Below are 12,213 nucleotides of genomic sequence, written 5' to 3'. Positions count from 1 at the left end.
TGCGAGCCGGCTCCGGGCCCCGGACATGCGCCGAGGCCCGGAGCGGCGTGCTCCGGGCCTCGGCAGTACCGGTGGACGCGGGCGTCGCGTCACCGGGCTCGGGAAGAACCGAACGGCGGCTGGCCGTTCTGACTGAGGTGTCGCAGATCACCGCGGCGTCATTACATGTCTCCCGACATTTTGCTCAACCGTGACGCAACGGTGCTGCGGACCCTCCGTTCGGGTCGATCAGCCGACCCAGGCGGCCTCCCAGGTCTTCGGTCCGATGATCCCGGACGGATTGATGCCACGGCTGCGTTGGAAGTCGACGACCGCTGACTCGGTGGCCGACCCGTAGAACCCGGTGCCGGACAACGCGTAGCCCCGGGCGGCCAGCGCCCGCTGGAAGCACTGCAGGTTGCGATCGGTGTCGCCGCGGACGTACTGCTCACCCGGCCAGGCCGGAGCCGCCCCGGTCCCGATGCCGCACGACTCGTTCGAGGCGGGGACGTACGCCGTGGCCGTCGGTGCGGCCGGCGCCGGCGCCGACGCGCTGGTCGACCAGGCCGCCGCCCACGTCTTCGGCCCGATGTACCCGACCACGTTCAGCCCGGCCTCCTGCTGCAGCTTGCGGACCGCCGCCTCGGTGTTCGGCCCGAAGAAGCCGGTGCCGGTCAGGCCGTAGCCCCGTGCGCCCATCTGCCGCTGCCAGGCCTTGAGGTCCTCGCTGGAGTCGCCCGGGTGGAACTGCCGGCCGGGCCAGGCCGGGCCATCGGATGCCGCTGCGGGCGCGCCCGTGTCCTCGGCGGCTCCCGAGGCACCCTGGTTGCCGGCGACCGGCGGCGCCACACCGGAGCGGGCGTCACCGTCCTCGGACAGACCCACCAGCGCGGCGCACACCCACGGGCTCCAGCCGCGCTGCCGGTACAGCGCCAGCGCCCGCTGGTCCTGCTCCGCCGGAGACGCCTGGTTCGGATATCCGGAGCCGCCCACCGAGCGCCAGGTGGGCAGATCGAACTGGTAGGCGCCGTAGTAGCCGTTGCCCGTGTTGATGTCGTACCGGTTCGTCGACTCGCACATCCGCAGCTGGTACCAGTCATCGGCCGACGGATCAGCCGAGGCGGACCCCCCGCCCAGCACCAGCAACGACGCGACGACGGCGCCGACGAAGCCGGCCGCCCCCGCCTTGGTGATGCCGCGCATCCGTGTCCCCGCCTCGGGCCGCCGGTCGGCGTACCCGGCCGGGCAGGTCGACCGATGGCGATCGACCCGCCGGCCGGGCTCGTCCGGTGTCTTCCCCTTGCTCACCGGCCGAGCTGCCGCCCCGTTCGGCCCTGCGTTCCGTCGGCGTCGGTGCTCCCGGACGGGAGACGACGGGACCGGCGGACGGAACGGGGGGCCGCGGCCGGTGCGAGCTCCGCTCGCCGTTCCGACCCCTTCGTCGCCGCCGCGACCGCCCGGCCGTGACGACACAGAGTGAAGAAACGACTACGTACAGCACCACTCGCGCTCTCAAGTTAGAACAATCGTCACAGCAATCACAAGAGCCCCACTAACACACTCCCGCCCCACCACCCACTCGACACGCCCGGAACCGGGCGAACCGGACGTTCGGCCGTCGCTTCCGTTGGCCGATGACGGTGGCGAGGTGGCAGGCTGCGCGATGGTGCGTTCGGCCACTCCCCATCGCCGTGGACGGTTCGCCGATCCGCAGCGCGGATACCTTGGTCACCGGGTGTCCGGCTCCGGCTCCGAGCGGACGAGCCGCGCCGTCGCACCGACCTCGCGATGGGGCGCACCCGATCGGAATGCCGGAAGGAACTGCATGCTGCGCACTGCTCCTGATCTCGACTCGGCGGCCAGAGCCCCGCGGGGGAACACCGTGCACCGGTTCGGCACCACGTCGGTGCTCGCGGTCTGCGCCATCGATGCGCCGCGGATCGTCACCTCGGCCGAGATGGACGAGCGACTGGCGGACGTCTACCAGCGGGTGGGCCTGCGCGCCGGGATGATGCAGCGGCTGGCCGGCATCGGGGAGCGGCGCTGGTGGGAGGACGGCACCACCTACGTCGACGGCGCCATCATGGCCGGTGCCAAGGCGCTGGCCGAGGCCGGCGTGCACCCCCGCGACGTCGGGCTGATGATCAACACCTCGGTGAGCCGGGCGCACCTGGAACCGTCCAGTGCGGTGGCCGTGCACCACGGGCTGGGTCTGCCGAGCTCGTGCCAGAACTTCGACGTCACCAACGCCTGCCTCGGCTTCGTGAACGGCATGCAGCTGGCCGCCGCGATGATCGAGTCCGGTCAGATCGAGTACGCCCTCATCGTCAACGGTGAGGACGCCCGCGAGATCCATGAGTCGACCATCCGCCGGCTGCAGGCCAGTGACGGCAGCGCCCACGACGTGTACGCCCAGTTCGCCTCACTGACCCTGGGCTCGGGGGCCGCCGCCATGGTCCTCGGTCGGGCCGACCGACACCCGGAGGGCCACCGCTACCTGGGCGGCGCCACCCGGGCCGGCACCGAACACCACCTGCTGTGCGTCGGCGACATGGACGACATGCGCACCGACAGCACCGGCCTGATGAACGCCGGCATGGCCCTGTCGCTGGCCCTCTGGGAGGAGTCGGCCGCCGAGTTCGACTGGCACGCCGACATGAGCCGGTACGTCATGCACCAGGTGAGCACGGTGCACACCCGGGCCATCGTGGGCGCACTCGGCCTGGACATGGCCCGGGTCCCGCTGACCTTCCCGACCCGCGGCAACATGGGGCCGGCGGCCATCCCGTTCACCCTGGCCGGCGTGGCCGACGAGCTGTCCGCCGGTGACCGGGTGCTGCTGATGGGGATCGGCTCCGGTCTGAACGCTTCGTTCACCGAGATCGTCTGGTGACCCGGGTCCGACCCGCGTCCCTGCCTCCCGCCGGTCTGCCCGGACTGGAGCGCGCCTGGTCCCGGCTGGTGCGCGTGCCGGGCCCGGACGGCGACCGCACGTTCCACGTCCTGGACAGCTGGCACGGTCGCGAGACCGAGGACGAGCGGCCCACGGTCACCCTGCTCTGTGTGCACGGCAACCCGACCTGGTCGTACCTGTGGCGGCGGCTGCTGGCCGCCGCCCCGGCCGACTGGCGGGTCATCGCGCCCGACCACCTGGGCATGGGCTTCTCCGAGCGGCCGGACCGCGCGCGGGTGCTGGCCGAGCGGGTCGACGACCTGGACCGGCTGACCGCGGCGCTGGGCGTCACCGGTCCGGTGGTCACCGTCGCGCACGACTGGGGCGGCATCATCTCCATGGGCTGGGCCCACCGGCACCGCGACGAGCTGGCCGGGCTGGTGCTGACCAACACCGCCGTGCACCAGCCCGAGCACGTGCCGGGACCGATCCTGATCCGGCTGGCCCACCAGAAGATGGTCAACCGGCTCACCTGCCGCTGGACGCCGACATTCGTCCGGGCCACCACGGCGCTGAGCCGGCCGGCGCTGCCCCGCGCGGTGCGGTCGGCGTTCGCGCTGCCCTACCGCGGCGTGGACGCCCGGGCCGCGGTGGCCGAGTTCGTGGCCGACGTGCCGTTCGCCGCCGACCACCCGAGCCGACCCACCCTGGACGAGATCTCCGGCGCCATGCCACGTCTCGACGTGCCCGCGCTGCTGCTGTGGGGGCCGCGCGACCCGGTGTTCGGGGAGGTGCACCTGCGCGACCTGCTGGGCCGGCTACCGGGCGCCGACCTGCACCGGTACGAACTGGCGAGTCACCTGCTGGCCGAGGACGCGCCCGAGTACGCGGCCGCCGTCGTCGACTGGGTCACCGACCGGGTGCTGACCGCAGCACCGACCGCCGGGGCACCAGCGCCGGCCGGACCGGTCTCGACCTCGGCGCCGGACCTGGCAGGCGTCTTCGACGCGCTGGACCGCCGCCGCGCCGATCCGTCGGTCGCCGTCGTGCAGCTCACCGACGATCCCGAGCAGCCCCGGTCCATCAGCTGGGCCGAGCTGGCCGCGCGGGTGGACCGACTGGCCGCCGGTCTGCGCCGGGCCGGCGTCCGGGACGGCGACCGGGTGGCCATGCTGGTGCCGCCGTCCATCGAGCTGACCGTCGCGCTGTACGCGGTGTGGCGGGCCGGCGGTGCCGTGGTCGTGGCCGACAAGGGCCTGGGGTTGCGCGGCATGGGCCGGGCACTGCGCGGCTCCCGCATCGACCACCTCGTCGCCGACGTCGCGGGGCTGGCCGCCGCCGGTCCGATGCGAGTGCCCGGGACCCGGTTCGCGGTGCGGGACCTCCCGACTCCCGTCCGTCGGGCGGTGAGGGTGGCGCACACCTTCGCCGAGCTGGAGACGGCCGATCCGGCCACGCTGCCCGACCGTCGCGAGGTCACCGATCCGGATCGCGAGGCGGCCGTGCTGTTCACCTCGGGCGCGACCGGCCCCGCCAAGGGCGTGCGGTACCGGCACCGGCAGCTGGGTGCCCAGCTGGCGCTGATCCGCGATGGCTACCGGCTCACCGAGGACGACCGGATGGTCGCCGCGTTCGCTCCGTTCGCGCTGTACGGACCGGCGCTGGGCGTGCCGTCGGCCGTGCCGGCCACCGACGTGACCAAGCCGGCCACCCTCACCGCGGCCGCCCTCGGCGACGCGGCGGCAGCGTTCGGCGACCGCCCGGCCACGGTGGTGTTCGCGTCGCCGGCCGCGCTGCGCACCGTGCTGGCCACCCAGTCCGCGGTGGACAGCCGGCAGCGGCAGGCGCTCGCCTCGGTCCGGCTGCTGCTGAGCGCGGGTGCGCCCGTGCCGGCCAGCACGCTGCACGCGCTGCGCGACCTGCTGCCGGCGGCCGAGGCGCACACCCCGTACGGGATGACCGAATCGCTGCCCGCCACCGACATCGACCTGGCCGGCATCGACCGGGCCACCGAGGACCGGGCGGCGCTCGCCGGCACCGACGGGTCGCTGGACGGCGTCTGCGTCGGGCGGCCGCTGCCCGGGGTCGAGGTGGCCGTGGCCCCACTGGACCCGGCCGGGACGCCCGCCGCCGACCTGGTCACCGACCCGGACCGGGTCGGGGAGCTGTGGATCCGGGCCCGGCACATCCGCGACCGCTACGACGGCCGCTGGGTCGTCGACCACGCCGCCGCCGCCCATCCGGGCTGGCACCGGACCGGTGACGTCGGCCGCCTGGACGGCGACGGCCGGGTGTGGGTGCAGGGCCGGATGGTGCACGTGCTGACCACTCCGGGGGGGCCCGTCACCCCGGTCGGCGCCGAGCAGCGGGTGCAGGACGCGTGGGCCGAGGGCCGGTTGCCCGGGCTGGACCGCTGGTCCCCCGGCTCGGTGGCCGTCGTCGGTGTCGGACCGGCGGGGACGCAGCAGGTCGTCGTGGTGGTGGGCACGCCCGGTGTCCGGCGGTCCGGCGTGCGCGCCGACACCGAGACCGTGGACGCGGTGCGGGCCCTGCTGGCCGACCTGCCGGTGCCGGTGGCCGCCGTGCTCCGGCACCCGGGGCTGCCGGTCGACGTCCGGCACAACTCGAAGATCGACCGGGTCGCGGTGGCCGGGTGGGCCGCGCGGGCGCTGGCCGGCGGATGAGGGTCCTGCTCACCGGGGCCAGCGGCATGCTGGGCCGGGCCACCGCCGCGGCCCTGATCGCCCGGGGCGACGCGGTCACCGTGCTGCAGCGGCGACCGGCCGGCGTTCCCGGCGCGGACGAGGTGCTGGGCGACGTCGCCGACGCGTCCCGGGTGGCCGACGCCGCGGCCGGGGCGGACGTGGTGCTGCACCTGGCGGCCAAGGTCGACGTGGTCGGGCCGGAGCCCGAGTACCGCCGGGTCAACGTGGACGGCACGCGGGCCGTGCTGGACGCCTGCCGGGCCGCCGGCGTCGGCCGGCTGGTGTTCGTCTCGTCCCCGTCGGTGGCGCACGCGGGCGATCCGCTGATGGGCGTCGGGGCCGGACCCGCCGACCCGGCCGCCGCCCGCGGTGCCTACTCCCGGACCAAGGCCGAGGCCGAGCGGCTGGCGCTGGCCGCCGACGGGCCCGACCTGGCCGTGCTCGCCGTCCGGCCGCATCTGGTCTGGGGGCCGGGCGACACCCAGCTCATCGGCCGCATCGTGCAGCGGGCCCGGGCCGGCCGGCTGGTCCTGGTCGGCACCGGGGCCGCGTTGATCGACACCACCTACGTGGACAACGCGGCCGACGCGCTGGTCGCCGCGGCCGACGCCGTGGCGCCGGACCGGGTGCACGGTGAGGCGCTGGTGGTCTCGAACGGCGAACCGCGACCGGTCGGTGAGGTGCTGGACCGGGTGTGCCGGGCGGCCGGGGTGCCGCGGCCCACCCGTCAGGTCCCGCTGCCGGTGGCCGCGGCCGCCGGCACCGTGGCCCAGACGGCCTGGGCGCTGCTGCGCCGGCGGGACACCCCGCCGCTCACCCGGTTCCTGGCCGAGCAGCTGGGCACCGCGCACTGGTTCGACCAGCGGCGCACCCGCGAGGCGCTGCGCTGGCAGCCGCGGGTGTCGCTGGACGAGGGATTCGACCGGCTGGCCGCGGCGCTGCGCGGGTGACCCCGGTCGACGTTCAGTAGACCGAACCGGCCGGCGGCGCGGGGGCGATCGCGACGCCGTCGGTGCCGTCCGGACCGGCGGTCCCGGTGACCTGCCGTCCGTGCTCCAGCACCCGGCGGGCGCCCTGCTGGACCAGCATGTGCTCCATCCCGACCGAGATGAAGTCCATGCCCCACTCGACGGCCAGCTCCGGGTCGCCGGGGCCCAGGGCGAGCATCCCGGCCTTCTTGCCGGCGGCGTGGGCCGCCTCGACGATGCGCCGGTGCCGCTGCGCGACGGCCGGGTCCGCGTAGTCCATGACGGGCTCCCCGCCGTAGGAGACGGACAGGTCGGTGGGGCCGACGAACAATGCGTCCAGCCCTGGGGTGGCCGCGATCGCGTCCAGGTTGTCCATCGCCTCGATGGTCTCGATCTGGGCGAAGGTGACCAGGTCCTGGTTCGCCCGGCGGAAGTAGGTGAGCGGGTCGGTCTCCGCGCGGAACACCCCGGCGCTGCGGTAGCCGAGCGGGGGGAACCGGGCCGCGCCGACGAAGGCGGCCGCCTGCTCCGAGGTGTTCACCATCGGGCACATCACGCCGTCCGCGCCGGCGTCGAGCACCCGCTGGATCGTGGCCGGGTCGTTCCACGGCACCCGGACCAGGGCGGTCGTGCCGGAGCCGCTGACGGCCATGAGACCGGCCACCACGTCGCGGATCTCGGCCATGGTGTGCTGCATGTCGATGAGCACGGAGTCGAAGCCCATCCGGCCGATCGACTCGGCGGTGAGCACGGACGAGCCGGCCAGCCAGCAGTCGACCGCGGTCTGCCCGGCGGCCCAGCGGGCCCGGAGCCGGTCTGCGGACATCGGTGTCCACCCTTCGTCGGATCGGATCGGGACCCGGTCGTCGGTGTCGCGCGCCGGGGACGTGCGGGCACGGGAGGCGGAGCCCACGTCGTTGCGCGGGCCCCGCCTCCCGTCCGGGGTGCTGCGGGTGGGTCAGCCCTGCGACTTGCCGGCCGAGCCGAGCTGCTCGCAGGCCTCGACCACGCGGGTGGCCATGCCGGCCTCGGCGGCCTTGAGGTACGAGCGCGGGTCGTAGACCTTCTTGTTGCCGACCTCGCCGTCCACCTTGAGCACGCCGTCGTAGTTGGCGAACATGTGGCCGACGATCGGTCGGGTGAACGCGTACTGGGTGTCGGTGTCGATGTTCATCTTGATGACGCCGAACGACACGGCCTCGGCGATCTCCTCGGCGGTCGAGCCCGATCCGCCGTGGAAGACCAGCGCCAGCGGCTTGCTGCCGGCGGCCAGACCCAGCTTCTCGACCAAGGCGTCCTGCCCGTCGCGCAACACCTGCGGACGCAGCTTGACGTTGCCCGGCTTGTAGACGCCGTGCACGTTGCCGAAGGTGGCGGCGACGATGTAGTTGTTCGCCTCCGGCACCCCGAGGGCGTCCACCGTGGCCACGAAGTCGGCCGGCGTCGTGTACAGCTTGTCGTTGATCTCGTGGGCGACGCCGTCCTCCTCGCCGCCGACGACGCCGATCTCGATCTCCAGCACGATCTTGGCCGGGACGGTCAGCTTCAGCAGGTCCTGTGCGATCTGCAGGTTCTCCTCCAGCGGCACCGCCGACCCGTCCCACATGTGCGACTGGAACAGCGGGTTGCCGCCGCTGCGGACCCGCTCGGCGCTGATCGCGATCAGCGGCTTGACGTAGGTGTCGAGCTTGTCCTTGGGGCAGTGGTCGGTGTGCAGCGCGATGGTCACGTCGTACTTGTCCGCGACGACCTTGGCGAACTCCGCCAGCGCGACCGCGCCGGTGACCATGTCCTTGACCTTGGCACCGGAGGCGAACTCGGCGCCACCGGTCGAGACCTGGATGATGCCGTCGCTGCCGGCCTCGGCGAAGCCGCGGATGGCGCCGTTGATGGTCTCGGACGAGGTGATGTTGATGGCCGGGTAGGCGAATCCGCCGTCCTTGGCCCGGTCCAGCATGGCGGCATAGGTCTCGGGAGTGGCGAGGGGCATCTTCGGTCCTTCTCAGGTCGACGGCCCGGTGACGTGCCGGCGACGCAGCCGCGAGCCGTCGCCGGGATGGGCCGTGAACGGATTCGTCGCGGGCCAGTATTCCGCATCCGTCGCCGTCGGCATCCGGTGGCCTCACCCGGACCTGGAACGGACCGTTCGGTGACGGACGGTGACGATCGCGCACCCTCGGGCCGCGGCTCTGCCAGGATCGAGGGCAACCGACACCCCCTCCGGCGCATCTGGCCAGAGACGGTGGTGATCGACGACGGGAGGACGCGTGGGACCGGACGAGGCGGGGTCGACCGCGGGCCCGACCGGCGACCCGGCGGCACCACCGCACGAGTCACCCGTCGAGCGCACGCTCGGCACGCTGGCCGCGCTCAACCCGGCTCCCGCGCCACCGCCGCCCGCCCCCGGCCCGGTCACCATCGACGACCTGTACCGCACCCACCGGATGAGCATGGTCCGGCTGGCCATCCTGCTGGTGGACGACCAGGCCAGTGCCGAGGACGTCGTGCAGGAGGCGTTCGCCGGGCTGTTCCGGAACTGGAGCAGCCTGCGCGACTCGGCCGCCGCCATCGGCTACCTGCGCACCGCTGTGGTGAACGGTTCCCGGTCGATGCTGCGCCGCCGTCGCACCGCGCGGGCCTACGTGCCGCCGGACCCGGGCACGGCGCGGTCGGCGGAGTCGCTGGCCATCATGTCGGCCGAGCACCGCGCGGTGGTGACGGCGCTGGCCGAACTGGCGCCGCGGCAACGCGAGGTGCTGGTGCTGCGCTACTACGGCGGGTTGTCGGAGGCGGAGATCGCCGAGGCCACCGGCCTGTCCAAGGGCACGGTCAAGTCGACGGCCAGCCGGGCGGTGGCCAAGCTGGGCGGCATGATCCGGGACCGCACGTGACCGGTGCCGGCCGCTCGCCCGACCGTCCCGGACCACCGGCCCGGGACGACCGGGTGGTGCCGGCGGACGCCGAGCAGCTGCTGTCCCAGGCGCTGCGGGCCCGGGTCGGTGGTCCGAGGGCGCCCGGCGCCCGCACGTCGGCAGCCCGCGACACGCCCGGCCGGTCGACGCCGTTGACCCCGGTGCAGATCCTGCTCATCGGCGCCCTCATCGGCATGGTGGTGGGCGTCGCCGCGGGGCTGCTCACGCTGGTGGTGGGCTGAGCGCCGGCCGTGCGCGGGTCGTTCCGATGGGGTGAGCGTCACGATCGACCTGGTGTCCGGCGGGGAAGCCCATACCCTGGACAACCGTGACCGCTGACCTCGCCCTGCTGCCGGGCTGGCTGAGCCCGGAGACCCTGATCTCCAACCTCGGCTCCTGGGCCGTCCTCGGCATCCTGCTGATCATCTTCGCGGAGTGCGGGATCCTGATCGGCTTCTTCCTGCCCGGCGACACCCTGCTGTTCGTGGCCGGACTGCTGGTCGCGTCCGGCGCCCTGGACATCAACCTGGCGCTGTTCGTCGGCCTGCTGGCGGTGGCCGCCTTCGTCGGCAACATGGTCGGCTACGGGATCGGCTACAAGGTCGGGCCGGCCGTCTTCAAACGGTCGGACGCCAAGTTCCTCAAGCCCGAGTACATCGAGAAGTCGTCCCAGTTCTTCGCCCGCTACGGCAAGATCACCATCGTCATGGCCCGGTTCGTGCCGATCGTCCGCACCGTGGCCACCGTGATGGCCGGCGCCTCCCGGATGGACGTACGGATCTACACCGTGTTCTCGGCCATCGGCGGCATCGTCTGGGTCGGCCTGGTCACCGTGGCCGGCTACTTCCTCGGCCAGATCGAGTTCATCCGCGAGAACGTCGACGCGATCGTGGTGCTGGCGGTCGTCGTGGTGGTGCTGGCCAGCGCGGTGCCCGCAGGCGTGCACTGGGTGCAGAAGCGCCGCGCCGGGCGCCGCGGACCCGGTCCGAGTGGTCCGGCCCCGGCGCCCCGCAGCGAACCGGACAGCGCCCCCCAGGCCTGACCGGCCTCAGGCGGCGGTGCGGTCGCACCACCCGTCGGGCAGCTGCACGGTGATGCCGAGGAACTCCGGCTGCTGCGCGCAGGCCTGACCTCGCAGGTCGTCGGCCACGTCGATGACGTGCTGGCGCTGCTGCCAGCCGAAGAAGATCACGGCTGCCGCCAGGACCAGCACGATGATCCGGCCGATGATCTTCTTGATCACCAGGGCGACCAGCACGGCGATGACGGCGATGCCGACCAGGGTCCACAGCACGGCGTCGGAGACGGTGTCCAGACTGAGCTCCACCGCCGGCAATCTACCGGCGGGAGCTGTCCGCTCCCGCTCACCAGGCCCGGTCGAGGTCCGCGTGCTGGCGGATCCAGGCGTGCATGGCGATGCCCGCGGCCACCCCGGCGTTGATCGAGCGGGTGGAGCCGAACTGGGCGATCGAGACGGTGAACGCCGCGCCCTCGCGGGCCGCGTCGGTCACCCCGATCGATTCCTGCCCGAACAGCAGCAGCGTCCGGCGCGGTAGCGCCACCGTCTCCAGCGGCCGGGCGCCGGGCAGGTTGTCCACCGCCACCACGACCAGGTCATGCTCGGCCGCCGCGGTGAGCAGGGCCGGGACGTGCGGGTGGTGGTGCAGGTGCTGGTACCGGTCGGTGACCATGGCGCCCCGGCGGTTCCAGCGGCGGCGGCCGACGATGTGCACGGCCTGCGCAGCGAAGGCGTTCGCCGTCCGCACCACCGTACCGATGTTGGCGTCGTGCGCGAAGTTCTCGATGGCCACGTGGAACGGGTGCCGGCGGGCGTCCAGGTCGGCGACGATCGCGTCCCGTCGCCAGTAGCGGTAGGCGTCGACCACGTTGCGGGCGTCGCCCACCTCCAGCAGGGCCGGGTCCAGCCGCGGGTCGTCCGGCCAGGGACGCGGGTGCGGACCGACGCCGACCAGGTCGGCGGCGTGCGGCGGTCCGGTGCGCCACTCCGTCGGACCGGGCAGGTCGGTCACCGGCGCCTCACTGGGCGCGCAGGCCCAGGTCGTCCAGACCCAGCAGGTACCGGTACGGCAGGCCGCGGGCGGCGACGGCCTCCCCGGCCCCGGTGTCCCGGTCGATGACGGTGGCCACGCCGACCACGATCGCGCCGGCCTCCTGCAACACGTCGACCGCCTGCAGCACCGAGCCGCCGGTGGTGGAGGTGTCCTCGACGGCCAGGACCCGGCGGCCGGCCACGTCCGGGCCCTCGATGCGGCGCTGCATGCCGTGCGCCTTGGTCTCCTTGCGGACCACGAACGCGTCCAACGGCCGGCCGGGCGCGTGCAGCATCGCCAGCGCCACCGGGTCGGCGCCCAGGGTGAGACCGCCGACGGCGTCGAACTCCCAGTCCGCGGTGAGCTCGCGCAACAGCGCGCCGATGAGCGGCGCCGCCTCGTGGTGCAGCGTGGGCCGGCGGGCGTCGACGTAGTAGTCGGCCTCGCGACCGGAGGACAGGACGACCTTGCCGTGCACCACGGCCAGGTCGCGCACCAGCGCGGCCAGTCGGGCGGTGGCCTCGGGGTCGGTGCCGGGGCGGTCGGTCAGCTCATCCATGGGCGTCAGCCTGACACACCGCTAGTAACTGCCTGAGTGGTTGAAGACCAAGACATCCCCCTGTGTGGTCGACGGGCTTGGTGTCCCAACCAGACAGGAGGATGTCCGTGTCCAACGGTAGAGGGCTTTCCCGGGGTGACAAGCGG

The 12,213-nt window shown here is 73.6% G+C and carries 12 protein-coding genes; 6 read left to right on the top strand and 6 right to left on the bottom strand.

Annotated elements, in window-relative coordinates; translation table 11 throughout:
* Positions 1-228 precede the first annotated feature (228 nt).
* Entirely contained in the window at positions 229-1,182 is a 954-nt protein-coding gene (locus JL106_RS19980; RefSeq protein ID WP_205262535.1) for a peptidoglycan-binding protein, read from the bottom strand.
* A gap of 622 nt (positions 1,183-1,804) precedes the next feature.
* Here JL106_RS19980 and JL106_RS19975 point away from each other — a divergent pair.
* Genes JL106_RS19975 through JL106_RS19965 form a run of 3 tightly spaced genes read left to right on the top strand, consistent with a single transcriptional unit; the run spans position 1,805 to position 6,527 of the window.
* Positions 1,805-2,872, top strand: coding sequence for a 3-oxoacyl-ACP synthase III (locus JL106_RS19975; RefSeq protein ID WP_205262534.1), 1,068 nt, complete (start codon positions 1,805-1,807; stop codon positions 2,870-2,872).
* The gene (locus tag JL106_RS19970; RefSeq protein WP_328842607.1) at positions 2,869-5,556 is read left to right on the top strand and encodes an alpha/beta fold hydrolase; all 2,688 of its coding nucleotides are present in this window, start codon (positions 2,869-2,871) and stop codon (positions 5,554-5,556) included. Before JL106_RS19975 ends, JL106_RS19970 begins: the two co-directional genes overlap by 4 nt.
* On the top strand, positions 5,553-6,527 hold the full coding sequence (locus JL106_RS19965) for an NAD-dependent epimerase/dehydratase family protein (RefSeq protein WP_205262533.1): 975 nt from the start codon (positions 5,553-5,555) through the stop codon (positions 6,525-6,527). Before JL106_RS19970 ends, JL106_RS19965 begins: the two co-directional genes overlap by 4 nt.
* A gap of 13 nt (positions 6,528-6,540) precedes the next feature.
* Here JL106_RS19965 and JL106_RS19960 read toward each other — a convergent pair whose 3' ends face one another.
* Together JL106_RS19960 and fbaA are read right to left on the bottom strand one after the other, a co-directional pair.
* On the bottom strand, positions 6,541-7,371 hold the full coding sequence (locus JL106_RS19960) for an HpcH/HpaI aldolase family protein (RefSeq protein ID WP_205262532.1): 831 nt from the start codon (positions 7,369-7,371) through the stop codon (positions 6,541-6,543).
* A gap of 132 nt (positions 7,372-7,503) precedes the next feature.
* A complete protein-coding gene (fbaA, locus tag JL106_RS19955) occupies positions 7,504-8,535 on the bottom strand; it encodes a class II fructose-bisphosphate aldolase (RefSeq protein WP_205262531.1) in 1,032 nt (343 codons plus the stop codon).
* A 370-nt stretch (positions 8,536-8,905) separates the two neighbouring features.
* On the opposite strand from fbaA, the gene JL106_RS19950 reads away from it, so the two are divergent.
* From JL106_RS19950 to JL106_RS19940, 3 genes are all read left to right on the top strand, one after another.
* On the top strand, positions 8,906-9,436 hold the full coding sequence (locus JL106_RS19950; RefSeq protein ID WP_407940217.1) for a SigE family RNA polymerase sigma factor: 531 nt from the start codon (positions 8,906-8,908) through the stop codon (positions 9,434-9,436).
* The gene (locus JL106_RS19945) at positions 9,433-9,699 is read left to right on the top strand and encodes a hypothetical protein (protein WP_205262529.1); all 267 of its coding nucleotides are present in this window, start codon (positions 9,433-9,435) and stop codon (positions 9,697-9,699) included. The genes JL106_RS19950 and JL106_RS19945 overlap by 4 nt, the downstream gene beginning before the upstream one ends.
* A gap of 86 nt (positions 9,700-9,785) precedes the next feature.
* Positions 9,786-10,499 (top strand): DedA family protein, encoded by a 714-nt coding sequence (locus JL106_RS19940; RefSeq protein WP_205262528.1) that lies wholly within the window; start codon positions 9,786-9,788, stop codon positions 10,497-10,499.
* 6 nt (positions 10,500-10,505) lie between these two features.
* Here JL106_RS19940 and JL106_RS19935 read toward each other — a convergent pair whose 3' ends face one another.
* The 3 genes from JL106_RS19935 to pyrE are packed head-to-tail and all read right to left on the bottom strand — an operon-like array spanning position 10,506 to position 12,067.
* Entirely contained in the window at positions 10,506-10,784 is a 279-nt protein-coding gene (locus JL106_RS19935) for a hypothetical protein (protein WP_205262527.1), read from the bottom strand.
* A gap of 37 nt (positions 10,785-10,821) precedes the next feature.
* Positions 10,822-11,478 (bottom strand): TrmH family RNA methyltransferase, encoded by a 657-nt coding sequence (locus JL106_RS19930; protein WP_205262566.1) that lies wholly within the window; start codon positions 11,476-11,478, stop codon positions 10,822-10,824.
* Positions 11,479-11,494: 16 nt separating this feature from the next.
* A complete protein-coding gene (gene pyrE / locus JL106_RS19925; protein WP_205262526.1) occupies positions 11,495-12,067 on the bottom strand; it encodes an orotate phosphoribosyltransferase in 573 nt (190 codons plus the stop codon).
* Positions 12,068-12,213 lie beyond the last annotated feature (146 nt).

This window comes from Nakamurella leprariae (assembly GCF_016918035.1).
GTDB lineage: Bacteria > Actinomycetota > Actinomycetes > Mycobacteriales > Nakamurellaceae > Nakamurella > Nakamurella leprariae.
The sequence above is the reverse complement of the archived record's forward strand: the minus strand, read 5'-3'. Positions and strand labels throughout refer to the sequence as shown.

What these genes read in the sequence shown, in the direction of transcription:
- JL106_RS19975 (WP_205262534.1), top strand. Translation starts at nt 1,805, where the DNA reads ATGCTGCGCACTGCTCCTGATCTCGACTCGGCGGCCAGAGCCCCGCGG.
- JL106_RS19960 (WP_205262532.1), bottom strand. Translation starts at nt 7,371, where the DNA reads ATGTCCGCAGACCGGCTCCGGGCCCGCTGGGCCGCCGGGCAGACCGCG.
- fbaA (WP_205262531.1), bottom strand. Translation starts at nt 8,535, where the DNA reads ATGCCCCTCGCCACTCCCGAGACCTATGCCGCCATGCTGGACCGGGCC.
- JL106_RS19965 (WP_205262533.1), top strand. Translation starts at nt 5,553, where the DNA reads ATGAGGGTCCTGCTCACCGGGGCCAGCGGCATGCTGGGCCGGGCCACC.
- pyrE (WP_205262526.1), bottom strand. Translation starts at nt 12,067, where the DNA reads ATGGATGAGCTGACCGACCGCCCCGGCACCGACCCCGAGGCCACCGCC.
- JL106_RS19980 (WP_205262535.1), bottom strand. Translation starts at nt 1,182, where the DNA reads ATGCGCGGCATCACCAAGGCGGGGGCGGCCGGCTTCGTCGGCGCCGTC.